General features: G+C 70.2%; 17 protein-coding genes and 1 pseudogene. 7 read left to right on the top strand and 11 right to left on the bottom strand.

Going from position 1 to position 25,157, the window contains the following annotated elements:
* The first annotated feature begins 10 nt into the window (after positions 1-10).
* From P3T34_RS24395 to P3T34_RS24380, 4 genes are all read left to right on the top strand, one after another.
* The gene (locus P3T34_RS24395) at positions 11-1,750 is read left to right on the top strand and encodes an ABC transporter substrate-binding protein (protein WP_280668178.1); all 1,740 of its coding nucleotides are present in this window, start codon (positions 11-13) and stop codon (positions 1,748-1,750) included.
* A gap of 156 nt (positions 1,751-1,906) precedes the next feature.
* Positions 1,907-2,887: an ABC transporter permease gene (locus tag P3T34_RS24390; RefSeq protein WP_280668177.1), complete on the top strand. Its 981-nt coding sequence runs from the start codon at positions 1,907-1,909 to the stop codon at positions 2,885-2,887.
* Between the two features lie 55 nt (positions 2,888-2,942).
* The gene (locus P3T34_RS24385) at positions 2,943-4,013 is read left to right on the top strand and encodes an ABC transporter ATP-binding protein (protein ID WP_280668176.1); all 1,071 of its coding nucleotides are present in this window, start codon (positions 2,943-2,945) and stop codon (positions 4,011-4,013) included.
* A gap of 28 nt (positions 4,014-4,041) precedes the next feature.
* The gene (locus tag P3T34_RS24380; protein WP_280668175.1) at positions 4,042-5,133 is read left to right on the top strand and encodes a dipeptide ABC transporter ATP-binding protein; all 1,092 of its coding nucleotides are present in this window, start codon (positions 4,042-4,044) and stop codon (positions 5,131-5,133) included.
* Positions 5,134-5,193: 60 nt separating this feature from the next.
* On the opposite strand, the gene P3T34_RS24375 is transcribed toward P3T34_RS24380, so the two are convergent.
* The 7 genes and pseudogenes from P3T34_RS24375 to P3T34_RS24345 form a co-directional block, all read right to left on the bottom strand.
* Positions 5,194-6,375: a dipeptide ABC transporter ATP-binding protein gene (locus tag P3T34_RS24375; protein WP_280668174.1), complete on the bottom strand. Its 1,182-nt coding sequence runs from the start codon at positions 6,373-6,375 to the stop codon at positions 5,194-5,196.
* Positions 6,368-7,364: pseudogene (locus P3T34_RS24370) on the bottom strand (ABC transporter ATP-binding protein); the annotation flags it as partial. The pseudogene P3T34_RS24370 and the gene P3T34_RS24375, both read right to left, overlap by 8 nt.
* Positions 7,365-7,466: 102 nt before the next feature.
* A complete protein-coding gene (locus tag P3T34_RS24365) occupies positions 7,467-8,498 on the bottom strand; it encodes an ABC transporter permease (protein ID WP_280668173.1) in 1,032 nt (343 codons plus the stop codon).
* Positions 8,491-9,414 (bottom strand): ABC transporter permease, encoded by a 924-nt coding sequence (locus tag P3T34_RS24360; protein ID WP_280668172.1) that lies wholly within the window; start codon positions 9,412-9,414, stop codon positions 8,491-8,493. The genes P3T34_RS24365 and P3T34_RS24360 overlap by 8 nt, the downstream gene beginning before the upstream one ends.
* Positions 9,415-9,495: 81 nt before the next feature.
* On the bottom strand, positions 9,496-11,142 hold the full coding sequence (locus tag P3T34_RS24355) for an ABC transporter substrate-binding protein (RefSeq protein ID WP_280668171.1): 1,647 nt from the start codon (positions 11,140-11,142) through the stop codon (positions 9,496-9,498).
* A 152-nt stretch (positions 11,143-11,294) separates the two neighbouring features.
* Entirely contained in the window at positions 11,295-13,163 is a 1,869-nt protein-coding gene (gene typA, locus P3T34_RS24350) for a translational GTPase TypA (protein ID WP_280668170.1), read from the bottom strand.
* A gap of 155 nt (positions 13,164-13,318) precedes the next feature.
* Positions 13,319-14,878: an ABC transporter family substrate-binding protein gene (locus tag P3T34_RS24345; protein ID WP_280668169.1), complete on the bottom strand. Its 1,560-nt coding sequence runs from the start codon at positions 14,876-14,878 to the stop codon at positions 13,319-13,321.
* A 123-nt stretch (positions 14,879-15,001) separates the two neighbouring features.
* Here P3T34_RS24345 and P3T34_RS24340 point away from each other — a divergent pair, with 123 nt between their 5' ends.
* The 3 genes from P3T34_RS24340 to P3T34_RS24330 are packed head-to-tail and all read left to right on the top strand — an operon-like array spanning position 15,002 to position 18,406.
* Entirely contained in the window at positions 15,002-15,772 is a 771-nt protein-coding gene (locus P3T34_RS24340; protein WP_280668168.1) for a hypothetical protein, read from the top strand.
* Between the two features lie 11 nt (positions 15,773-15,783).
* Positions 15,784-17,646 carry a fumarate reductase/succinate dehydrogenase flavoprotein subunit gene (locus tag P3T34_RS24335; RefSeq protein WP_280668167.1) on the top strand — a complete coding sequence of 621 codons (1,863 nt, stop codon included), beginning with the start codon at positions 15,784-15,786 and terminating at the stop codon, positions 17,644-17,646.
* Positions 17,636-18,406 (top strand): succinate dehydrogenase/fumarate reductase iron-sulfur subunit, encoded by a 771-nt coding sequence (locus P3T34_RS24330; RefSeq protein WP_280668166.1) that lies wholly within the window; start codon positions 17,636-17,638, stop codon positions 18,404-18,406. The genes P3T34_RS24335 and P3T34_RS24330 overlap by 11 nt, the downstream gene beginning before the upstream one ends.
* Here P3T34_RS24330 and P3T34_RS24325 read toward each other — a convergent pair.
* From P3T34_RS24325 to P3T34_RS24310, 4 genes are all read right to left on the bottom strand, one after another.
* Positions 18,403-20,877, bottom strand: coding sequence for a SpoIIE family protein phosphatase (locus tag P3T34_RS24325; RefSeq protein ID WP_280668165.1), 2,475 nt, complete (start codon positions 20,875-20,877; stop codon positions 18,403-18,405). The two genes, P3T34_RS24330 and P3T34_RS24325, sit on opposite strands and share 4 nt — an antisense overlap.
* A 329-nt stretch (positions 20,878-21,206) precedes the next feature.
* The gene (locus P3T34_RS24320; protein WP_280668164.1) at positions 21,207-23,975 is read right to left on the bottom strand and encodes a SpoIIE family protein phosphatase; all 2,769 of its coding nucleotides are present in this window, start codon (positions 23,973-23,975) and stop codon (positions 21,207-21,209) included.
* 117 nt (positions 23,976-24,092) lie between these two features.
* A complete protein-coding gene (locus P3T34_RS24315) occupies positions 24,093-24,545 on the bottom strand; it encodes a (deoxy)nucleoside triphosphate pyrophosphohydrolase (protein WP_280668163.1) in 453 nt (150 codons plus the stop codon).
* A 9-nt stretch (positions 24,546-24,554) separates the two neighbouring features.
* On the bottom strand, positions 24,555-24,725 hold the full coding sequence (locus P3T34_RS24310) for an SPOR domain-containing protein (protein WP_280668162.1): 171 nt from the start codon (positions 24,723-24,725) through the stop codon (positions 24,555-24,557).
* Between the last annotated feature and the right edge of the window lie 432 nt (positions 24,726-25,157).

The raw sequence follows: 25,157 nt of genomic DNA, 5'->3' as shown, positions 1-25,157 counted from the left end.
GGCAGCCCTCATGCCGGCGCTCGTGGCCGTCAGCGCACTGACGCTGACCGCCTGTGGCGGGGGTAGCGCAACCAGTGGTGGATCCGGCAAGACCGCCACCGCCGAGGTGCAGAACTTCGGTCTCGGCACCGCCGCCGACTCGACCGGCCCGGCCAAGGGCGTTACCGGTGCCAAGAAGGGCGGCACGGCGTACGACATCGAGCCGTCCGGCTTCGACTACCTGGACCCGAGCCAGCAGTACGTCAACACCTACCAGACCGTCGGTACCCTCTACAGCCGTCAGCTGACCGGCTACAAGGTCGACCCGACGACCAACAAGACCATCCTGGTCGGCGACATGGCCACCGACACCGGTACCCAGGCCGACGGCGGCAAGACCTGGACCTACACCCTCAAGAAGGGCCTCAAGTTCGAGGACGGCACGCCGATCACCTCGAAGGACGTCAAGTACGCGGTCGAGCGCCTGTACACGACGTACCAGACCCAGGGCCCGACCTACATCCAGACCTGGCTCTCCGGCCAGAACTACCGCAAGGTCTACGCCGGTCCGGCCGCAGGTGAGCTGCCGGACAGCGTCATCGGCACCCCCGACGCGCAGACCATCGTCTTCCACTTCCAGAGCCCGCACGCGGACACCCCGTACGCGGTCTCGATGCCGAACATCACGGCCATCGAGCGGTCGAAGGACGACGCCGAGAAGTACAACAACCACCCGGTCTCGATTGGTCCCTACAAGATCAAGTCGTACGAGCCCGACAAGTCGCTCGTCCTTGAGCGCAACCCCATGTGGGACCCGAGCACCGACCCGATCCGCTCCGCGAACGTGGACACCTGGTCGTTCGAGCTCGGCATCGACGCATCGCTCCTGACCCAGCGCCTGATGGCCGGTTCGGGCAACGACAAGGACGCGCTGACCCTGGCGCAGCCCGCGGACACGGCGGACATCAAGACGATCCAGAGCGACCCGCAGTACGCGAGCCGCACGATCAGCCAGTACCAGCCGTACGTCGACACCTTCGACATCAACAACACCCGGGTCACCGACGTCAACGTCCGTAAGGCGCTGGCCATGGCGTTCCCGAGCGCCACGGTGAACAAGCTGCTCGGCGGCTCGGCCGTCGGCGACCCGGCCGGCAACCTGATCAGCCCGACCGTCGCCGGCTGGCAGAACACCGACCCGCTGGGCCTCAAGGCCACGCCGAACGGTGACATCGCCAAGGCCAAGGCCATGCTGACCGCGGCCGGCAAGCTGAACTACAAGATCGTTCTCGCCTACGCGAACACCCCGCACTGGCAGACCGTGACCGCCGCGATCCAGGACCAGCTGAACCAGGCCGGCTTCCAGGTCGAGCGCAAGGAGCTGGACCCGACCAGCTACTACACCCAGATCGGCAAGCCCGACAACGGCTTCGACCTGTACCGCTCCGGCTGGGGCGCCGACTGGCCGGTCGCCTCGACGGTCATCCCGCCGACCCTGGACGGCCGCACCATCAGTGACGGTGCGACGAACTACTCGCACTACAACAGCGCCGCCAGCAACGCCGAGATGGACCGCATCAACGGGATCACGGACGTCAAGCAGGCGTCCGCCGCGTGGATGGCCCTGGCCGACAAGATCCTGGCCAACGACGTCCCGATGATCCCGTACGCGTACGACAAGTTCTTCCAGGTCTACGGCGCCGGTCTCGGCGGTGTCGGTTACAACGCCGTCCTGGGCTCGGTCGACCTGTCGAACGTCTACATCAAGTAAGCACCGGATCCGGAGCAGGCCTCCGGGCCCGCTCCCCCGGGCAGGGCCACCGTCAGGTGGCCCTGCCCGGGCCACGTGCCGACCACCCGCAACCCGGGGGTCGCACTCTCCACGACGTGGCCGCCTAGGGCGCCCTCTCTCGGAAGAGCTCATCCCATGCTCCGATTTCTCATCCGCCGGGCGCTCGGCGCTGCGGTCATCATGGTCCTGCTGATCGCACTTACCTACTTCGCGTTCTTCTCACTGCCCGTGGACCCGGCGCAGCTGTCCTGCTCGAAGGGCTGCTCCCCGCAGCTGCTCGCGCAGATCCGCGAGAACATGCACCTGAACCAGCCGATCATCGAGCAGTTCTGGCACTACTTCAGCGGACTCTTCGTCGGCCAGGACTTCGGTGCCATCGGCCACTGCGCGGCCCCCTGCTTCGGCTACTCGTACAACAGCCAGCAGTTCGTCTGGGACCGGATCTCGGCCAACTACCCGGCCACCTTCGTGCTCGCCATCGGCGGCGCCGCGTGCTTCCTGACCATCGGTGTCGGCCTGGGCATGATCTCCGCCTGGAAGCAGGGCTCGTTCATCGACAAGGCGGCCAGCTCGATCTCGCTGATCGGCCAGTCCACCCAGATCTACTTCATCGGCCCGCTGGCGATGGCGCTCTTCGTCTGGAACCTGCACTGGCTGCCCCAGCCCGCCTACGTGCCGTTCACCCAGGACCCGTGGGGCTGCTTCGTGGGGATGATCCTCCCCTGGACGGTCATGTCGGTGATCTTCTGGTCGAACTACACCCGCCAGGTCCGCTCCCTGATGCTGGAGCAGCTCTCGGAGGACCACATCCGGGCGGCCCGTGCCAAGGGCATGGCCAACAGCTACGTCTGGTGGCGCTACGCGCTGCGCGGCGCGATGGCCCCGATCATCACGATCTTCGGTCTCGACCTGGGTGCCGTCTTCTCCGGCGCGATCATCACCGAGTACACCTTCGGTGTGCACGGCCTCGGCTACCTCGCGGTGCAGGCGGTCAACCAGGCCGACCTCTACCTTGAGCTGGGCGTCCTGATCTTCAGCTCGCTGGCCATCCTGTTCTTCAACATCATCGTCGACGCCGCTTACGCTCTCCTCGACCCCCGGGTCCGGCTCGGATGACCTCCGTCCGGCTCGTGACTGTTCCGTACCACCCCGCCCCCGAGGAGACCCGACCGTGAGCACCCTCACCAAGTCCGAGGCCGTCGACGCACCCCAGGCCGGCAACGCCTTCCTCTCGGTGCGCGACCTGCGCGTCCGCTTCCGCACCGAGGACGGCATCGTCAACGCCGTCAACAACCTGACCTTCGACCTCGAGCAGGGCAAGACCCTGGGCATCGTCGGCGAGTCGGGCTCCGGCAAGTCGGTGTCCAACCTTGCCGTCATGGGTCTGCACAACCCGAAGAACACCACCATCGAGGGCTCGGTGCTCCTCGAGGGCAAGGAGCTCCTCACCGCCACGCAGAGCGAGCTCGAGAAGCTCCGCGGCAACAAGATGGCGATGATCTTCCAGGACGCGCTCGCCGCGCTCTCGCCGTACTACACGATCGGCCGGCAGATCGCCGAGCCGTTCATGAAGCACACGGGGGCGAACAAGAAGGAAGGCCGCGAGCGCGCGATCGAGATGCTGCGCCGGGTGGGCATCCCGCAGCCGCAGACCCGCGTCGACGACTTCCCGCACCAGTTCTCCGGCGGTATGCGCCAGCGCGCGATGATCGCCATGGCCCTGGTCTGCGACCCCAAGCTGCTGATCGCCGACGAGCCGACCACCGCGCTCGACGTGACCGTGCAGGCCCAGATCGTCGACCTGCTCAAGGACCTCCAGCAGGAGAGCGGCACCTCGATCGTCTTCATCACCCACGACCTCGGCGTGATCCGCGAGATCGCCGACGACGTCCTGGTGATGTACGCGGGTCGGGCGGTCGAGCGCGGCACCATGCGCGAGGTGCTGAAGACCTCGCAGCACCCCTACGGCTGGGGCCTGCTGAGCTCCATCCCGCGCATCAACAGCTCCGTCGACGTGCCGCTGGACCCGATCCCGGGCACCCCGCCGTCGCTGCTCAACCCGCCGACGGGCTGCGCGTTCCACCCCCGTTGCACGTACCGTGAGCTGGTCGGCGACGACAAGTGCGTCACCGAGCGGCCGCCGCTGGAGCTGGCCAACGGCCACCTCTCCGCCTGCCACCTCACGCCCGCGCAGAAGCAGTCCATCCTCACCGAGCAGATCCTGCCCCGGCTGAGCAGCTGAGCCTCGGTAAAGGAGCCAAGGAAATCCCATGAGCGCAAAGCAGACTCTGACCGAGCCGGCCGCGGCCGCCCCCTCCTCCGGCAAGACCCTGCTGGAGGTCAACGGCCTCACCAAGCACTTCCCCGTGATGGGTGGTTTCCCGTTCAAGCGCCAGATCGGCGCCGTCCAGGCCGTTGACGGTGTGACCTTCAACGTCCAGGAAGGCGAGAGCCTGGGCCTGGTCGGCGAGTCCGGCTGTGGCAAGTCGACCACCGGCCGACTGCTCACCCGCCTGCTCGAGCCCACCGGCGGGTCGGTGAAATACGACGGCCAGGACATCACGCACGCCACCCGCAAGGAGCTCGCGCCGATCCGGTCCGAGATCCAGATGATCTTCCAGGACCCGTACTCGTCGCTGAACCCGCGGCACACGGTCGGCACGATCATCGCCGGTCCGATGGAGATCAACAACATCGAGCCGGCCGGCGGTCGCACCGCGCGGGTCAAGGAGCTCCTGGAGATCGTCGGTCTCAACCCGGAGCACTTCAACCGCTTCCCGCACGAGTTCTCCGGCGGCCAGCGCCAGCGCATCGGCGTGGCCCGGGCGCTCGCGCTCAACCCGAAGCTGATCATCGCGGACGAGCCGGTCTCCGCGCTCGACGTGTCGATCCAGGCGCAGGTCGTCAACCTGCTCCAGGGCCTGCAGCGCGACCTGGGCATCGCGTTCGTCTTCATCGCGCACGACCTCTCGATCGTCCGGCACTTCTCGCAGCGCGTCGCGGTGATGTACCTGGGCAAGATCGTGGAGATCGCGGAGCGGGACGCGCTCTACACGCGTCCCCGCCACCCGTACACCCACGCGCTGCTCTCGGCCGCTCCCGACGCCGACCCGGACAACACCTCCGTCGAGCGCATCCGGCTGACCGGTGACGTCCCGTCGCCGCTCAACCCGCCGTCCGGCTGCCGCTTCCGCACCCGCTGCTGGAAGGCGCAGGAGAAGTGCGCGACGGAGGAGCCGCAGCTGCTCCAGATCGGCGGCAACGACGCCGGTCACCTCACCGCCTGCCACTTCCCGGAGGACGGTGACGCCGCCAGCAAGCGCGCCGCCACCGTGCCGGCGACCCGGTCCAGCGAGGCCTGATCCCGACAGCTCGTGACGCAGGGCCCGGAGCACCCGCTCCGGGCCCTGCGTCGTTTCTGATCAGCCCTGGTCCCCCTCGTCCCCCTCGTCCCCCTCGTCCGCAGCGCTCTGCCCAATCTCGCGCTCCGCAGCGCTCTGCCCGATCTCGCGCTCCGCAGCGCCCTGCCCAATCTCGCGCTCCGCAGCGAAATGACAAGCCGACTCGTGCGCGGCGAGCCCGTCCAGCCAGGGCGGGATCACCAGCAGCGGGATCTCGCTGGCGCAGCGGTCCTGGGCCTTCCAGCAGCGGGTGCGGAAGCGGCAGCCGGAGGGCGGGTTGGCCGGTGAGGGGACGTCGCCCACCAGCACGATCCGGTCCCGGTCCGCGCGCGCCGTGGGGTCCGGCAGCGGGACGGCCGACAGCAGCGCCTGGGTGTACGGGTGGGTGGCGTGCTCGTAGATCTGCAGATCGCTGCCGATCTCCACCATCTTGCCGAGGTACATCACGCCGACCCGGGTGGAGATGTGCCGCACGATCGACAGGTCGTGCGCGATGAACATGTACGAGAGGTTGAAGTCGCGCTGCAGCTGCTCCAGCAGGTTGACCACCTGCGCCTGCACCGAGACGTCCAGCGCGGAGACCGGCTCGTCGCAGATGATGATCTCCGGCTTGAGCGCCAACCCCCGGGCGATGCCGATGCGTTGGCGCTGACCGCCGGAGAACTGGTGCGGATAGCGGTTGATGTACTCGGGGTTGAGCCCGACCACGTCCAGCAGATCCTGAACGGCCTTGCGGCGGTCGCCCTTCGGCGCCACCTCCGGGTGGATCTCGAACGGCTCTCCGATGATGTCGCCGACCGTCATCCGCGGGTTGAGCGAGGTGTACGGGTCCTGGAACACCATCTGGATGTTGCGCCGAACCGCCTTCAGGGCCGCACCCGAGAGCTTGGAGATCTCCTCGCCCTTGTAGCGGACCGAGCCCTCCGTCGCCGGCTCCAGGTTCATCAGCACCTTGGCCAGCGTGGACTTCCCACAGCCCGACTCCCCCACGATGCCCAGCGTCTCGCCCTTGACCAGGTCGAAGGAGACCCCGTCCACGGCCTTCACCGCACCGACGACCTTCTTGAAGACCACCCCCTTGGTCAACGGGAAGTGCTTGACCAGGTCGCGGACTTCGAGGATGTTCTCGCCGTGCCGGACGGGCTGGGTGAAGGCCGCCTCCCCCGGCTCGGCCGCGCTGAGCGCGGTGGCGCCGTCAGTCATGGAGGGTCTCCTTCCAGAAGTGGCAGGCGCTGGCCCGCCCGGGCGCCGGGGTGCCCGCGTCGTCCGTCACCTCGAAGAGCGGCGGCACCGAGGTCCGGCAGATGTCCTGGGCCCGCGGGCAGCGCGGGTTGAAGGCGCAGCCCGGCGGGATCCGCAGCAGGTTCGGCGGCAGGCCCTTGATCGCGTAGAGCTCCTGGCCCTTCTGGTCCAGCCGCGGGATCGAGTCCAGCAGGCCGCGGGTGTACGGGTGCGCGGGCCTGGCGTAGAGCTCGTGGACGGGGGCGGTCTCGACGATCCGTCCGGCGTACATCACGGCGATCTTGTCCGCGACGTCGGCGACCACGCCCAGGTCGTGGGTGATCAGGATCAGGCCCATGTGGTACTCGTCCTGGAGCTCCGCCAGCAGGTCCATCACCTGGGCCTGCACCGTCACGTCCAGGGCGGTGGTGGGCTCGTCGGCGATGATCAGGGCCGGCTCCAGGGCCAGCGCCATGGCGATCATGATGCGCTGGCGCATACCGCCGGAGAACTGGTGCGGGTAGTCGCCCACCCGCTGCGCGGCGGCCGGGATCCGCACCCGGTCCATCATCTCGATCGCCTTGGCCTTGGCGTCCTTGCGGTTCAGTTTGAGGTGCACCCGGTACATCTCGGCGAGCTGCGCGCCGACGGTGTGCACCGGGTTCAGCGAGGAGAGCGCATCCTGGAAGACCATCGCCATCTGCGCGCCGCGGATCTTGCGGCGCTCCTCCTTGCCGAGGGTGAGCAGATCACGGCCCTTGAAGAGGATCTCGCCGTCGGTGATCTTGGCCGGCGGGGTGTCCAGGATGCCCATCACCGCCTGTGCGGAGACCGACTTGCCGGAGCCCGACTCGCCCAGGATCGCCAGGGTCTCGCCCGCCCGGGACCGAGTAGTCGACCCCGTTGACGGCCTTGGCCACGCCCTCCCTGGTGTGGAACTCCACATGGAGGCCGCGGACCTCCAGCAGGGGGGCGTCCTGGCTGTCGGGCGTCTCCTGGCGGGAGTCGGCCGCCCGGGTGCTCGTACTGGTGCTGCTCATGCTGCTGCTACTCATGGCTGGTGGGGACCTCTCTCAGCGCAGCTTGGGGTCGAGAGCGTCGCGGACCGCGTCGCCGAGCATGATGAACGCCAGCACGGTGATGCTGAGCGCCCCGGCCGGGTAGAGCAGGATGTGCGGCGCGTTGCGGAAGGTGTCCGCGGCCGAGGAGATGTCGATGCCCCAGGAGACCGTCGGCGGCTTGAGCCCGACCCCCAGGAAGCTCAGCGTGGCCTCCAGCGAGATGTACGTGCCCAGGGCGATGGTCGCCACCACGATGATCGGCGCGACGGCGTTCGGCAGGATGTGCCGCAGCATCAGCCGGGAGTTGCCGGCGCCCAGTGCTCGGGCCGCCGTGACGTAGTCCTGCTGTTTCGCCGTGATGACGGCGCCGCGGGCGATGCGGGCCAGCTGCGGCCAGCCGAGGACGATGATGAAGGCCACCACGATCCAGATCGACTGGCTGGGGATCACCGAGAGGAAGACCAGCCCGCCGAGCAGGATCGGGATGCCGAAGAAGATGTCGGCGATCCGCGAGACGACAGAGTCGAGCCAGCCGCCGAAGAAGCCGGCCAGGCCGCCCAGCACGGTGCCGGTCAGCGCAGCCCCGGCGGTGGCGCAGACGCCGACCGTGATGGAGGCGCGGGCACCGTGGATCGTGCGGGCGTAGACGTCGCAGCCCTGGTTGTCGAAGCCGAACGGGTGCCCGCTGGAGGCACCGTTCTGGGAGTTCGCCAGGTCGCACTTGAGCGGGTCCGTCGAGGTGAACAGGGTGGGCCAGATCGCCACGATCACCAGGAAGACGATCAGCACCCCGGAGATGATGAAGATCGGGTTGCGGCGCAGGTCCCGCCAGGCGTCCTGCCAGAGGCTGCGCGCGACGACCCGCTCCTCGCCCGCCGGCGGGGTCTCCGGGTGGTCCGTCAGCCGCTCGGCCTTGATCAGGCTCTGCCCCTCCATGGTGCCGAGGTCCATGGTCCGGCTCTCCACCGCGCTGGGCATCTCCTCCTCGCCGGTACCGGCCTCGGACAGCGGGTCGGCCTTGTTGTACTTCTCCTGGTCAGGCATAACGGATCCTCGGGTCCAGGACCGCGTAGAGCAGGTCGACGAGCAGGTTGGCCGCGAGGAAGACGATGACCAGGATGGTCACGAAGCCCACCACGGTGTTGCTGTTCTGGCGCACGATCCCCTGGTACAGGTAGTAGCCCACGCCGTGGATGTTGAAGATCCGCTCGGTGACCAGCGCGCCACCCATCAGCGCCCCGAGGTCGGTTCCCAGGAAGGTGACGACCGGGATCAGCGAGTTGCGCAGCAGGTGGTTGATCACCACCCGGCGGCGCGGCAGGCCCTTGGCGGTGGCGGTGCGCACGTAGTCGGCCTTGGTGTTCTCCGCGACCGTGGTCCGGGTGAGCCGGGCGACGTAGGCGAGCGAGACCGAGGCCAGCACGATGCCGGGCAGCAGCAGCGACTGCAGCGTCAGCGGATCACCGGCGGTCGCCGGCAGGATCCCCCACTTCACGCCGACCAGGTACTGCAGCACGTAGCCGGTGACGAAGGTGGGGATCGAGATGACCACCAGGGTGAGCACCAGCACGCTGTTGTCCGAGATCCCGCCCCGGCGCAGGCCGCTGACCAGGCCGAAGCCGATGCCGAAGATCACCTCGATGGTGAAGGCCACCGCGGTGAGCTTGAGTGTCGCCGGGTAGGCGGTGGCCAGCAGCGACGTGACCGACTGGCCGCTGAAGGTGTTCCCGAAGTCCCAACGGAACAGGTTGCCCATGTACTTGACGTACTGCAGCCAGAGCGGGTCGTTGAGGTTGTACTGCGCGCGGATCTGCGCGGCGACGGCCGGGTCCGGTGCCTTGTCTCCGAAGAGCGCGTTCACCGGGTCGCCCAGAGCGTGGACCATCACGAAGATCAGGAAGGTGGTCCCGATGAAGACCGGGATCATTTGGAGCAGCCGTCTGAGGACGTAGCGTCCCATACGAACCTCCTCTGAGCCGTCGGCAACGACCGCGGCCGGTCCCGGCGACCCGAGGTCGCCGGGACCGGTTGCGGCGGCCGGCTACTTGACGGTGATAGCGGTGTAGACGGGGACGCTGAACGGGTCGAGCATCACGTTGCTGACCTTGGAGGACCAGCCGACCGTGCCGTTCTGGTACCAGAGCGGGATCGCCGGCATGTCGGTGATCAGCATCTTCTCGGCGGTCTGGAAGTCGGTCACCGACTGCGCCGGGTTGGCCTCCGCGTTGGCCTGGCTCACCAGGGAGTCGAACTGCGGGTTGCTGTAGTGCGAGTCGTTGGACGAGCCGTCGGTCGTGTAGACCGGCTGCATGAAGTCCTGGATCAGCGGGTAGTCCATCTGCCAGCCGGTCCGGAAGGGGCCGGTCATCTGCTTGCTGGTGATCTGGTTGCGGAAGTCCGCGAAGGTGCCCACCGGCTTCCCGACGCACGCACTCGTGTTGCCCAGCACGTTGTTGATGCTGTTGCAGGTCGCGTCGACCCACTCCTTGTGCGGACCGTCGGCGTTGTAGCTGATGGTCAGCTGGCCGCCGGGGATCCCGCCGCCCTGCTGGATCAGCGCCTTGGCCTTGGCCGGGTCGTAGACGCAGGCGTCACCGCACAGTCCCGACTTGTAGCCGCCGGACTCGCCGAGCACCGGCGAGGTCCAGTCGGTCGCCGGGGTACGGGTGCTGGTGAAGACCACCTTGGTGATGGTGGGGCGGTCGATCGCCATCGAGATGCCCTGGCGGACCAGCTTCGCGTTGGCGGTGTTCCACTGCGGCTGGTTCAGCGGGAACGAGATGGTCTGGATGATGCCGGCGGGCTGGTTCAGGTACCGGCCGTTCAGGTCGTTCTGGATGGTCTTCAGGGCCGAGTTCGGGATGCCGTTGTCGATGTCCAGGTTGCCCGACTGCAGGTCGGCGTAGGCCGCGTTGGTGTCGGTGTAGACCTTGAGGTTGATGCCGCCGTTCTGCGGCTTGATGCTGCCGCTGTACGACGGATTGGGCTTCAGCTGCATGCTCTGGCTGCGGGTCCACGAGTCGATCAGGTACGGGCCGTTCCCGATCGGCTTGTTGAGGTAGGCCGCGTGGTTGGAGAAGAAGGCCTGCGGCAGCGGGTAGTAGGCCGAGTAGCCGAGGGTCTGCGGCCAGGTGGAGAACTTCTGGCTGAGCGCGACGGTGAAGGTGTTGGTGTCGACCACCTTGAGGCCCGACATGGTCTGGGCCGTCGGGGCGCCGGTGGTCGGCGCCACGTCGTTGTAGCCGTCGATGTAGCCGAAGAAGCTGGCGTTGACCTGCTTGTTGGTGACCAGTGCGCCGTAGTTCCAGGCGTCCACGTAACTGGTGGCGGTCACCGGTGTGCCGTCGCTGAACTTCCACCCGGGATTGAGCTTGACGGTCCAGTTCTGCTGGTCGGTCGAGGTGATCGACGCGGCGTTGGCGTTGCTCGCCTTACTGGTCTTCGGGTCGTAGACGACCAGGCCGGTGAAGATCATGTTGAGCACCGCGCCGCCGTTGACCTCGTTGGTGTTGGCCGGCTCCAGCGGGTTCTGCGGGTCACCCCACCACGCCGTGACGACGCCCGAGCCGCTCGTCCCACCACTGGCACTGCTGCCGCTACCGCTGCTACTGCTGCTGCACCCCGTGGCCACCAGCGCCACGGATGTCGCAGCGATAACGGCCCAGCGCGCTCGGGTTGCTGCCGGCATGAAGGTTCCTCCTCGACGTGTGTGTCGCATCACACCCCATCAGAAGGCCGGACCAGCGACGGCGCACCCGCAAGTAAGCCGGACGAGGGACCGCAGCAGAAAACCGCCGGCCGGACCCGCGAGGGGTCCGACCGGCGGCTTCAGAAACAGCGTCAGTTCTTCTTGGCGCGCGAGGCCGTACGGCCGCGCTCCTTCTGGTCCAGCACGACCTTGCGGATGCGGACGGTCTCGGGGGTGACCTCGATGCACTCGTCCTCGCGGCAGAACTCCAGCGACTGCTCAAGCGACAGCTTGCGCGGCGGCACCAGGTTCTCGGTGGTGTCGGAGGAAGCCGCACGCATGTTGGTGAGCTTCTTCTCCTTGGTGATGTTGATGTCCATGTCGTCCTGGCGCGAGTTCTCGCCGACGATCATGCCCTCGTACACCTCGGTGGTGGGCTCCACGAAGAGCGTGCCGCGCTCCTGGATGCCCATCATCGCGAACGGGGTCACGACGCCCGCGCGGTCGGCGACCAGCGAACCGTTGTTGCGCATCCGCAGCTCGCCGAACCACGGCTCGTGGCCCTCGAAGATGCTGTGCGCGATGCCGGTGCCGCGGGTGTCCGTGAGGAACTGCGTGCGGAAGCCGATCAGGCCACGCGACGGGACGATGAACTCCATGCGGACCCAGCCGGAGCCGTGGTTCGTCATGGTCTCCATGCGGCCCTTGCGGACGGCCATCAGCTGGGTGATCGCGCCGAGGTACTCCTCGGGGCTGTCGATGGTCATCCGCTCGACCGGCTCGTGGGTCTTGCCGTTGATGACCTTGGTGACCACCTGCGGCTTGCCGACGGTCAGCTCGAAGAGCTCCCGGCGCATGGTCTCGACCAGGATGGCCAGCGCCAGCTCACCACGGCCCTGCACCTCCCAGGCGTCGGGGCGCTCGGTCGGCAGCACGCGCAGCGAGACGTTACCGATCAGCTCGCGGTCCAGGCGGTCCTTCACCATGCGGGCGGTGACCTTGTGGCCCTTGCCGCCCTTGCCGACCAGCGGCGAGGTGTTGGTGCCGATGACCATCGAGATGGCGGGCTCGTCGACCGTGATCAGCGGCAGCGCGATCGGGTTCTCGAGGTCCGCGAGGGTCTCACCGATCATGATGTCGGGGATACCCGCGACGGCGCAGATGTCGCCGGGGCCGGCCACCTCGGCGGGCTTGCGGGTGAGCGCCTCGGTCATCAGCAGCTCGGTGATCTTCACCTGCTGGATCGAGCCGTCGCGCTTCATCCAGGCCACCTGCTGGCCCTTGCGCAGCTCGCCCTGCTCGACGCGGCAGAGCGCGATACGGCCGAGGAAGTTGTCCGCGTCCAGGTTGGTGACGTGCGCCTGCAGCGGGGCGTTCTCGTCGAACTCCGGGGCCGGGACGGCCGAGAGGATCGTGGAGAAGAACGGCTCCAGGGAGTCGCTGTCGGTCGGGACCGTGCCGTTCTCGGGCTTGGTCAGCGAGGCGACACCGTCACGCGCACAGGCGTAGACGATCGGGAACTCGATCTGCTCCTCGGTGGCGTCCAGGTCGAGGAAGAGGTCGTAGGTCTCGTTGATGACCTCGTCGATCCGGGAGTCCGGACGGTCGGTCTTGTTGATGCAGAGGATGACCGGCAGCTTGGCCGTCAGCGCCTTGCGGAGCACGAAGCGGGTCTGCGGCAGCGGGCCCTCGGAGGCATCGACCAGGAGGACGACCGCGTCGACCATGGAGAGGCCGCGCTCGACCTCGCCACCGAAGTCGGCGTGGCCCGGGGTGTCGATGATGTTGATCGTGATCGGCGCGCCACCCTCCTTCGGGTGGTACTTGACCGCGGTGTTCTTCGCGAGAATGGTGATGCCCTTCTCGCGCTCCAGGTCGTTCGAGTCCATCATGCGGTCGTCGAGATGCTGGTGAGCCGCGAAGGCACCGGCCTGCTTGAGCATCGCGTCAACCAGGGTCGTCTTGCCGTGGTCGACGTGGGCGACGATGGCTACATTGCGGATGTCATTGCGCGTGGGCATGCGGAGCGAACTCTCCCGGAGTCGTGGGTTACGGCGCCCCGGCTGCGACCTGCGGTCGCCCATTCCCTTACCGGTCCACCCGCCGGGCAGTCATGCCACGGCTTGTCCTATGGTACGTGGCTCGGGCCAGACGGGCAGATTCGGGCAGCTCACAGCTACTGCCGACGCAGGAAACCCAGGTCCTGATAGCGCGGCCAGGCGAAGCCGAAGGCCCCCGCACCGGCCACGCCGTCGCGCACGGCGACCAGATCCGGCCGCTGGTAGAGCGGCACCGAGTGGCCCAGTTGCCAGATCCGGACGTCCAGTTGGCGCAGCAGCGCGGTCTGCGCGGCGGGATCGGGCTCGGCGGCGGCCCGATCGAACAGCTGGTCGATCTCATCCGTGCCGGATCCGCCGAAATTCGTGCCGGCCATCAGCCGGCCGTCCGCTCCGGGGCGCGGTTTGGCGTAGAGCGGGCGGGCGTCGGCGGCGGGGAAGGCGGTGGCGGGCCAGGAGAAGAGCGCGAGGTCCCAGTCGCCGTCGACCAGGTGGTCGCGGACGAAGCCGTCGGCCGGGACGGCCTGCGGGTGCACGGTGATCCCGGCCGGGGCCAGCTGGGCCACCAGGGCGTCCGCGGCACGGCGGGCGATCGCCGAGCCGGCCGGGATCAGCAGGGTGAGGTCGAGGTCCAGGTTGCGGGCGGTGGGGGCGAGCGCGCCGCTGTCGTCCTGGTAGCCGTCCTGGTCGGCCATCAGCAGGTGGTTGCCGAGTGGGGTGACCGGCAGGCCGAGCGGGGCGAGGGCGGCCTCGGCGACCGTACGGCGGTCGATGGCGGCGGCCACCGCGCGGCGGACGGCGGGTGCGGCGAGCGGGCCGCGGGCGCCGTTCAGGGTCAGCTGGGTGAAGGCCGGCGCGGGCGCGCGGTGCAGGCTCAGGCCCGGGAGCGCCTCGGCCCGCCGCAGCGCCTGGTCGGAGGCGTCCACCGTGCTCTGCAGCGCGGCGACGTCCACGGCGCCCTGGTCGAGGGCGTCCAAGCGGTTCGGCGTGGCCAGGAAGTCGATCCCGTCGACTTTCACCGCATCGCCCCACCAGTTCGGATTGCGCACCAGTGAGGCCTTGCCACCCTTGGCGTCCAGCGAGCGCAGGGCCAGCGGGCCACCCGTGACGGGCAGGCCGGCGGCGGGGTAGAGCGGGCTGAAGAGGGCGCGCCACGGGGCGTACGGCTGCTTGAAGGTGACCGTGACCTGGTGCGGGTCGGCGCCGGGGGCGATCGCCGAGATGGCCGCGTAGCCGGGGTGGGTGGCGCGCAGAGCGGTCCACTGGGCGGTGAAGTCGGCGGCCGTGAGCGGCCGACCGTCGCTCCAGACGGCCCGCGGGTTGAGCCGGTAGGTGACCGTCCGGTCGCTCGCCTCGGCGCCCGCCAGGTAGTCCGGGTCGGCGGTGGGCCGGCCCCGGTCGTCCGGGCGGAAGAGGGAGGGCAGCAGGGCGTGCGCGATCAGCGCGGTGTCGGCGGTGGCGGCGGGCTGGTAGACGTCCAGCGAGTCGGGCACGGCGTCCACCGCCCAGCGCAGCGTGCCGCCGTCGCCGACCGCCGAGCGCTCCCCGGGGGTGAGATCGGAGGCGGCGGGCAGCGGCACGGGCCGGGGCGGTGGCGGCGGCGGTGCGGAGCAGCCCGCCAGTGCGCCGAGGACCACGGCGGCGGCCAGAGCGCGCCGCAGGAACCGGGAGGTGGTCATGGAATCCACTGAACTCCAGGGCCTGGCGGGGCGGCTGACGACACGACAGGCGGGCACCCGGTTGGCTGAGCGAATCCTGTCAGAAGCCTTCCGGAGATTTGTGATCAAGGTCACACTCGCAGGATGACCTTAGCGATCCCGGAACGAACTCTCCGTACCGACCGCTGGTGGCTGCCACAGTTCGCGACGGCGGCCGGGCTGCTGGCCTTCATCGCCTACTCGACCTGGCGGGCCTTCGAAGGCGCCCACTACTACGCGGCGCCCTATGTCTCACCGTTCTACTCCCCCTGCCTGGCGGCGAACTGCGCCGTGATGCGCGGCGGCGCCGACTGGGCGGTGGTCGGCAACTGGTGGCGGCTCTCGCCCGCGCTGCTGGTGCTGGTCTTCCCGCTCGGCTTCCGACTGACCTGCTACTACTACCGCAAGGCCTACTACCGGGCGTTCTGGTCCTCGCCGCCGGCCTGCGCGGTGGCCGAGCCGCACGCCAAGTACACCGGCGAGACCAGGTTCCCGTTGATCCTGCAGAACCTGCACCGGTACTTCTTCTACCTGGCCATCCCGGTCGCCCTGATCCTCACGTACGACGCGGCGCTCGGTTTCCGCAACGCCGCCGGGGCGTGGGGGCACGCCGGGCTCGGCACCGTGGTGCTGGTCGTCAACGTCGCGCTGATCTGGGCGTACACGCTCTCCTGCCACTCCTGCCGGCACATCGTCGGCGGTCGGCTCAAGCACTTCTCCAAGCACCCGGTGCGCTACCGCGCCTGGCAGTTCGTCGGGCGGCTGAACGCCCGCCACATGCAGTTGGCCTGGTTGTCGCTGGGCTCGGTCGGACTGGCCGACCTGTACGTCTACCTGGTCTCGTCGGGCGTCTTCAGCGACCCGAAATTCTTCTGAGGGGAGCCTGCATGGACAGCTACGACGTGGTGGTGGTCGGCGCGGGCGGGGCCGGGTTGCGGGCGGCGATCGAAGCGCGCGAGCAGGGCATGCGGGTCGCGGTGATCTGCAAGTCGCTCTTCGGCAAGGCCCACACGGTGATGGCCGAGGGTGGGATCGCCGCGGCGATGGGCAATGTGAACAGCGGCGACACCTGGCAGGTGCACTTCCGCGACACCATGCGCGGCGGCAAGTTCCTCAACCACTGGCGGATGGCCGAGCTGCACGCCACCGAAGCGCCGGACCGGGTCTGGGAGTTGGAGACCTGGGGCGCGCTCTTCGACCGCACGGCGGACGGCCGGATCTCGCAGCGCAACTTCGGCGGGCACGAGTACCCGCGGCTCGCGCACGTCGGCGACCGGACCGGCCTGGAGCTGATCCGCACCCTCCAGCAGAAGGTGGTCTCGCTCCAGCAGGAGGACTTCAAGGAGACCGGCGACTACGAGGCCCGCCTGAAGGTCCTCCAGGAGTACACCGTCACCAGGGTGCTCAAGGACGGCGACAGGGTGTCCGGGGTCTTCGGATACGTGCGGGAGAGCGGGCAGTTCTTCACCATCGCCGCGCCCGCCGTGGTGCTCGCCACCGGCGGGATCGGGAAGTCGTTCAAGGTGACGTCCAACTCCTGGGAATACACCGGCGACGGCCACGCGCTGGCGCTGCTGGCCGGCGCGAACCTGCTGAACATGGAGTTCGTCCAGTTCCACCCCACCGGCATGGTCTGGCCGCCCTCGGTGAAGGGGATCCTGGTCACCGAGTCGGTGCGCGGGGACGGCGGGGTGCTGCGCAACAGCGAGAACCGGCGCTTCATGTTCGACTACATCCCCGAGGTCTTCAAGGGCCAGTACGCGCAGAGCGAGGAGGAGGCGGACCGCTGGTACGCCGACCCCGACCGCAACCGCCGCCCACCCGAGCTGCTGCCGCGCGACGAGGTGGCCCGGGCGATCAACTCCGAGGTCAAGGCCGGGCGCGGCACCCCGCACGGCGGGGTCTTCCTGGACGTCTCCAGCCGGCTGCCGGCCGAGGAGATCATCCGCCGGCTGCCCTCGATGCACCACCAGTTCAAGGAACTGGCGGATGTCGACATCACCCGCGAGCCGATGGAGGTCGGCCCGACCTGCCACTACGTGATGGGCGGCGTCGAGGTGGACCCGGACACCGCGGCCAGCCCGGCCGTGCCCGGCCTGTACGCGGCCGGTGAGGTGGCCGGCGGGATGCACGGCTCCAACCGGCTGGGCGGCAACTCGCTCTCCGACCTGCTGGTCTTCGGCCGCCGGGCCGGGCTGCACGCGGCCCGCTACGCCGCCGCGCTGACCGAGCGCCCGGCCGTGCACCAGGCCCAGCTGGACGAGGCGGCCGCCGAGGCGCTCGCGCCCTTCGGCGAGGGGACGGAGAACCCGTACACGCTGCACCAGGAGCTCCAGCAGACCATGAACGACCTGGTCGGCATCATCCGGCGGGCCGGCGAGATGAAGCAGGCGCTGGACCGGCTCGCGGTGCTGCGCCGCCGGGCCGCGCAGGTCTCGGTGGAGGGGCACCGGCAGTTCAACCCGGGCTGGCACCTGGCGCTCGACCTGCGCAACATGCTGCTGGCCTCGGAGTGCGTGGCGCGCGCGGGCCTGCTGCGCCGGGAGAGCCGGGGCGGCCACACCCGGGAGGACTGGCCGGGCATGGACCGGGACTGGCGGCGGGTCAACCTGGTCTGCGGCGTCGAGGGCGACGGGATCCAGGTGCGGCGGCAGGAGAACCCGCCGGTGCGCGCGGACCTGCTGGCGCTGTTCGACCGCACCGAACTGGCGAAGTACTTCACCCCTGAGGAGCTGGCCGATGAGCTATGAGACAGAGTTCCGGGTCTGGCGCGGCGAGGGCGGCCAGGGCGGTTTCGCCAGCTACCGGGTGGAGGTCAACGAGGGCGAGGTGGTGCTCGACCTGGTGCACCGGCTGCAGGCCACCCAGGCGCCGGACCTGGCGGTGCGCTGGAACTGCAAGGCGGGCAAGTGCGGTTCGTGCAGCGCCGAGATCAACGGGCGGCCGCGGCTGCTCTGCATGACCCGGATGTCCACGCTGCCGGAGGGTGAACCGGTGGTCCTCACCCCGCTGCGGGCCTTCCCGTCCATCCGCGACCTGGTCACCGACGTCTCGTTCAACTACGCCAAGGCGCGCGAGGTGCCGTCCTTCGTACCACCGGCGGAGCTGAAGCCCGGCGAGTACCGGATGCGGCAGGAGGACGTGAACCGCTCGCAGGAGTTCCGCAAGTGCATCGAGTGCTTCCTCTGCCAGGACACCTGCCACGCGGTGCGCGACCACGAGGAGAACAAGGCGGCGTTCGCCGGGCCGCGCTTCCTGATGCGGGTCGCCGAGCTGGACATGCACCCGCTGGACGCCGCCGCCGAGGTCGGCCTGGACCGCAGGGCCGAGGCCCAGGAGGTGCACGGCCTGGGCTACTGCAACATCACCAAGTGCTGCACCGAGGTCTGCCCCGAGCACATCAGGATCACCGACAACGCCCTGATCCCGCTGAAGGAGCGGGTCGCCGACCGCAGGTACGACCCGCTGGTCTGGCTGGGCTCGAAGATCGGCCTGCGGCCGAGGAGTTAGACGCCGAGCTCGAACCAGACGATCTTGCCGTGCGGGGTCCGCCGGCTCCCCCAGCGCTCCGCCAGCAGGCTGACGAGTTGCAGGCCGCGGCCGCCCTCGTCGGTCTCCTGGGCGCGGCGCTGGCGGGGCTGGGCATAGCCGTCGTCCCAGACCTCGCAGACCAGGTTGGCATCGCGCAGCAGCCGCAGCCGGATGTCGCCGCGGCCGTGCCGCAGCGCGTTCGTCACCAGCTCGCTGACCAGCAGCTCGGTGGTGTCCACCTGCTCGTCCATACCGCGTACCAGCAGCCAGCCGCAGGCCAGTTCGCGGGCCTTGGCCACCGAGGTGGGCTCCGGCGGCAGCCGCCAGTCGCCGACCGCGTCCTCCGGGATGGCCCGGACCCGGGCCATCAGCAGGGCGATGTCGTCCTCGCCGTGGTGCGGGTCCAACTCGCTGAGCACCTGGTCGCAGAGCAGCTCCAGACCGGGCGAGCCGTTCTGCAGGGCGGTGCGGAAGGCCAGCAGGCCCTCGTCCAGCTGGTGCTTGCGGGACTCCACCAGGCCGTCGGTGTAGAGGCCGAGCAGGGCGCCGTCGGGCAGCGTCAGCTCGACCTCCTCGAAGGGCTCGCCGCCGACGCCCAGCGGCAGGCCGGGCGGGACGTGCAGCATCCGGGCGTCCTCGCCGGGGCTGAGCAGCACCGGCGGCAGGTGGCCGGCGTTGGCGAAGACGCAGCGCCGGGTGACCGCGTCATAGACGGCGTACACGCAGGTCGCCAGGTAGACCTCGACGGCGTCCTCGTCGGCCGGTCCCGGGTCGCCCAGGCCACGGGCGATCTCGTCCAGGGCGGTCAGCACCTCGACCGGATCCAGGTCGAGCATCGCCAACGTCCGTACCGCCGTGCGCAACTGACCCATCGCCACGGCGGCGCGCAGGCCGCGGCCCATCACGTCGCCGATCACCAGCGCGGTGCGGTTGCCGGGCAGCGCGATGACGTCGAACCAGTCGCCGCCCACCTCGGTGTTGTTGTTGCTGGGGCGGTAGCGGCAGGCGATCTCCAGGCCGCTGGCCTCCGGGTTGCCCGGGGGCAGCAGGCTGCGCTGCAGGATCAGCGCGCGCTCGTGCTCGCGCCGGTAGAGCCGGGCGTTGTCCACGCAGACGGCGGCCCGGGCGGCGATCTCCTCGGCGATCGCGACGTCCCTGGCGTCGAAGGGCTCGCTGCCGATCGCGCGGGAGAGCTGGACCAGGCCGAGCACCACGTTGCGGGCCACCAGCGGCACCACCAGCGTGCTGCGCAGCAGCGGGTCGGGGCCGGGCTCGGGGATGGCGCTGCGGCCGGTGCGCAGGGCGCGGGCGTGCGGGGAGCGCGGGGGGTAGCAGAGCGTGCCGCCGGGCTCGGCGGTGGGCAGCGGCGCGGCGCCGGACGCCGGGTCGCCGCCGAGCACCGAGGAGGCGTCGCCGACCACGCTGGAGACGGCCACCCGGCGCAGCTCGCCGCTGCCGTCGTACGGGCCGCCGCCGGCGCCGGTGAGCGAGGGTCCGCTCTCGCCGGAGAGCAGCGCCGAGTACAGGTCGACGGTGGCCAGGTCGCAGAACTGCGGGACGACCACGTCCAGCAGCTCCTTGGCGGTGGTCTCCAGGTCGAGGGTGGAGCCGATGTGCGCGCTGGCCTCGTTGACCAGCGCCAGGTTGCGCCGCACGCCCGCCGCCTCGCGCTCGGCGACGTGCCGGCTGGTGACGTCGTGCACCTGGCCGGCCACGCCCATCGAGCGCTCGCCCGGGCCGGTCAGCCGGTAGAGCGAGATCGCCCAGCGGCGGTTGCCGCCGCGGGTCGGCACCGCACCGCTGAACCGCAGGTCGACCACCGGGTCGCCGCTGGCCAGCACCTGGCGCAGGGCGGCCTGCAGGCGGTCCGCCTCGGTGGTCGAGAACAGGTCGTAGGCGGTCAGGCCGGTCAGGCCCTCGGGCTCGACGCCGACCGCCTCGGCGAAGGAGCGGTTGACCCGCTGCAGCTTGAGCTGCTGGTCGAAGAGGAAGAAGCCGCTGGGGGTCTGGCCGAAGACGGCCTCGGAGGCGGCCAGGTCGGTCTCGATGCGGCGCAGCTTGCCGAGGTCGACCGCGAGACAGAGCGCGCCGGCGGCGGTGCCGCCCTGGTCGGCTTCGGTGCTGGCGGGCATCAGGTAGACCTCGGCGAGGCCCTCGGCGCCGCCGCGGTCCCGGTAGGGGGCGGTGCCGATCCACTCCTCGCCGGCCAGCGCGCGCTCCAGCCGGTCGCGCCCGCGCCGCCAGAGCTCGCGCGGGACGAGGGTGGTCACCGGGTCTGCGCCGACCGCCTCGGCGGCGGGCAGCGCGAAGAAGTCCGCCGCGCGCTCGCTCCACTGGCTGATCCGGCCGTCCGCGCCGATCGCGAAGGTGGCGACCCGGATGTACTCGTAGATCGAGCCCGGATCACTGTGGCCCCAGCGGCCGGAGTCCGGCTCAGGAGGCGAGGGCACAGGACCGCCGACCGGTGTCCCCGGTTGCCCGGGTACGGCGGCATGGCCACCGCCAGTCAGCGCTTCCCGCGCCGGCATGCTGTTCAAGGACCGACCCCTCCAACCCGCGCCCATCCGGATGTCGAGAAGACCGAGTATTCATCATCCGGAGGCACCCGCACACGCCCACAACATCACAACATCAAATCGGGGGAAGGATTTTGTTCCCCAGCGCGCGCTACCCCCCTGCCATCCTCGCGCCCCTGGTCCGCTCCCGTACGCCCACCCCAAGTTTGTCATGGACAGGATCTCCATTATCGATGATCCGTGCGATCAATCCGTGCGGATCATTACTGGTTCGGTTCCTTCCCCGGCAATTCCTGCTCGAACCAGACCACTTTGCCCATTCCCTCGGCCCGGGTGCCCCAGCGCAGTGCCAGCCGGCCCACCAGCTCAAGACCCCGGCCGCCCTCGTCGGCCTCGGCGGCGTGCCGCTCGCGCGGCGGGTCGGGCAGCGGGTCCGAGATCTCCACCAGCAGGCTGCCGCTGAGCGTCAGCCGTACCCCGATCGGGGCGCTGGCATACCGGACGGAGTTGGTGACCAGCTCGCTGACCAGCAGCTCGGCGACGTCGGTCAGTTCCTCGACCGCCCACTCCTGGAGCGCGCCGCGGACCAGCCGGCGGGCGCGCGAAACCGCGGTGGGTTCCGCCGGGAGCGTCCAGCCGACCGTGCGCGCCCCCTCCTCACCCCTCCCGAGCCGGGCCAGCAGCAGCGCGACGTCGTCCGGCTCGCGGCCCTGCTCCATGATGGTGTCCAGCACCGCCTCACACGCGTGCTGGATGGACACGTACGGCTTCTCCAGCACCGCCTGCAACCTGCCCAGGCCCACGTCCAGGTCCTTGTCCCGGGACTCCACCAGGCCGTCGGTGCAGAGCGCCAGAATGCTGCCCTCGGGAATCTGCAGCTCGACCGATTCGAACGGGACGCCGCCGACCCCCAGCGGCGCACCCGAGGGCAGGTCGAGCACCTGCCCCTGACCGCCGTGCAGCGGGCTGCCGCGGCGCGCGGGGCCGGTGATCGGCGGCACCACCAGGACCGGCGGGATATGGCCCGCCTTGGCCACCACCAGGCGCGCGGTGGCCGGGTCGTAGACGGCGTAGACGCAGGTGGCGAGCAGCGCCTCGTCCGGCCCCTGGGCGAGGTCGTCGGTCAGCTCGTGGACATGCCGCAGCAGCACGTCCGGCGGCAGGTCCAGCGCGGCCAGCACCCGGACCGCGGTGCGCAGCCGGCCCATCGTGGCGGCGGCCCGCAGGCCGTGGCCCATCACGTCGCCGACCACCAGCGCGGTGCGCTCGCCGGGCAGCGGGATGACGTCGAACCAGTCGCCGCCCACCTCGGTGCCGCTGCTGCCGGGGACGTAGCGGTAGGCCACCTCGACGCCGGTGGGCTGCGGGACCTGCTGCGGCAGCAGCGTGCGCTGCAGGGTCAGCGCCGCGGTGCGCTCGCGGGCGTAGAGCCGGGCGTTGTCCAGCGAGCTGCCGGCCCGGTCGGCCAGCTCGACCGAGAAGGCCAGGTCGTCCCGGTCGAAGGCCTCCCGGCGGCCCGCCCGGCTGAGCACCAGCAGGCCGATCACCAGGCCCCGGGCACGCAGCGGGACCACCAGCACCGAGTGCGTGCCGAGCTCCTGCGCCGCCCGGACCTTGGGGTCGCCGGGGTAGGTGGCGTCCTCCAACCCGTCGGCGCCGGAGAGCACTTCGGGCAGGCCGGTACGCAGCACCCGGCCGTAGCAGGACTCCTCGGCGAAGGTGATCCTGGCTCCCCGGCGGAGCATCACCTCGACCTCCTCACCGTCCTGCACGGCGGCCACGCCCAGTTGCAGCAGCGAGGTCCTGCGGTCGTGGCCGTGCCGCGGCAGGTCGTCGCCGTGGGCGACCGCCTGCAGCAGGATCGCGGCCGCGAAGTCGGCCAGCTTGGGGACCACCGCGCCGGCCAGCTCCTGGGCGATCCGCGAGGCGTCCAGCAGGTCGCCGACCCGGGAGCCGAAGTCGTTCAACAGGGCGAGCCGGCGCCGGGCGTGCTCGACCTTGGCCACCGCGCGGTAGCGGTCGGTGACGTCCATCACCGTGCCCGAGATGCCCAGCACCTTGCCGGCCCGGTCGGTGAGCCGGCTGTAGGAGACCGAGCGGTAGCCGCCGACCGGGGCGGTCGCCGGCGCGGCGAGCGTGACGTCGATGACCGGCTCGCCGGACGCCAGCACCTCGCGCTGGATCGCGCTGATCTCGTCGGCGCCCCGCTCGGGGAGGGTCTCGCCGGTGGTGCGCCCGAGGTGCTCCTCGGGGGCGACGCCGTTCATGTCGGCCAGCGTCTGGTTGACGGCGGTGTAGCGCAGCTCGGTGTCCAGCACCGCGATGCCCAGCGGCGACTGCTCGAAGAGCGCGTCCCGCACGGCCAGGTCGCGCTCGACGGACTGCAGCGAGCGGGCCTCGGCGAGGGCGACCAGCAGGAACGGCGTGCCGTCGCCGTCCACCAGGAGCGAGATCCTGGCCTCGACCGGGACCTTGTCGCCGTCGCGGTGGCGCAGTTGGGTCAGGCCCTTCCAGCCGCCGGTGCTCAGGGCGACCCGGAAGGCCTCGCGGGTGGCGAGCACCAGCTGCTCGTCCACCAGCAGCTCCTCGATCCGGCGGCCCACCAGCAGCTCGCTCGGCCAGCCGAGCAGCTCCTCGGCGGCCGGACTCCACAGCACCACGCGGCCGGAGGTGTCGAGCATCGCGATGGCGACCTTGACAACGTCGAAGAGGCTGCCCTGGGTGTGGTCGCCCGGGCCCTCGGCGGCGGCGCTGCCGGGGAACGGCTCACCCGGGGAGCTGCGCAGGGTGGGGACGGCGGGGGCCGGCAGCTCGCCGCCCGGGAGGATCCTCGGACCGCCGGGGGCCGAGGCGGCGGCGGGGCGGGCGCGGGGGCCCCCCAGCCGGTCAGCGGGACCCAACCGGTCAGCGGGACGCAGGGCCGCGGCGGGGCCGCGCACGGCGTTCCTGGCCGGGCCGCGGGCCCGCAGCCTGGCCCGGGCCGCGGCACCACCGGTGCGCCGCGCTCCCCCGCCGCTACCCGTACTCGTCACCGACGGGCCTCCGGCTCTCAGGCTGCGCGCCGCGGCCGGTTGCCGAGGCGCGATGGGCGTGACTCACCAAGCGTGACGAACCATGCCGAAATGTGACATACCCAGCTGAAACCTTGACTATCCCGGCGTCTGGGTCATCTTTTCCGATTGGCCTACCCATGGAGTGGTTGCTGTGGCGAGCAGCCGGGCCACTTCGGGCAGCACCTCGCGGTCGTGCTCCAGCCAGTCCACCACCGACAGCTCGTCCGGGCCCAGCCAGCGCAGCTCGGAGTGGTCCTCCAGCGGCTGCGGATCGCCGGCGAGCAGCTCGGCCGCCCAGATCCGCAGCAGCAGACCGGGCCGGACCGTCCACTCCCCCGCCAGCCGCCGCAGCGCACGCGCCCGGACGCCCAGCTCCTCGTGCAGCTCGCGCTCCAGTGCCTGCGGCTCGCTCTCACCGGGCTCGGCCTTGCCGCCGGGGAACTCCCACCGCCCGGCCACCTCGGCCGGCGCACTGCGCCGCGCGGCCAGCACCCGCCCCTGGTGGATCAGTGCTCCGCCGACGACGATCCGGTTCTCGATGGCTTCCATGGGTCGACCCTAGGACGTTTCGGCCGTCACCCAGTACAGCTGCTTGTGACCGCGCGCCTCGAACTCGGCGGCCAGCGCCTCGGCGGCCTCGCGGGTCAGTCCGCGGGCGACCAGGAAGCGGTTGCCGTTGTCGTCCTGGCGCATGACGCACCAAGGGGAGGAGGCGGAGTCGGTCGTCATGGTCCGGAGCGTAGCGAATCGCCCGCCGCTCGGACGCGCGGTGCCCGGCCCGGCTCGGTGGGGGTCGAGTCGGGCCGGGCACAGCGCCGGCCGCCCTGTGCCGAGGCTAGGAGCGGCCCGCTAACGGGGCGTGCGGACGAGGTTTCCGTGCTGTTAGGCAGCTGGTGGCCCGGTTAACAGCGCGTAAGCCGAGGGAGCCGAAGGTCGATCGAGGTTCCGCCCGATGCCCCTGCCCCGCTGGTTTGTCACGGCGGGCGCTGACGGTGCCTCGCCCGCACCGGTCCCCACCCGTCAGTCGTACCGCTGCCCCCGCCCGCCCCGGTCCGGTCGGATGATACCGACGTGGACACCTCACGTACGACTATCGCAAGGGTGGACCGGCTATCGCCCCAGCGCAAGGTGCTAGCGGGGTCCTTCCCGTCCGGGATTCTT

The sequence above is a fragment of the Kitasatospora sp. MAP12-44 genome (assembly GCF_029892095.1).
Lineage (GTDB): Bacteria > Actinomycetota > Actinomycetes > Streptomycetales > Streptomycetaceae > Kitasatospora.
The sequence above is the reverse complement of the archived record's forward strand: the minus strand, read 5'-3'. Positions and strand labels throughout refer to the sequence as shown.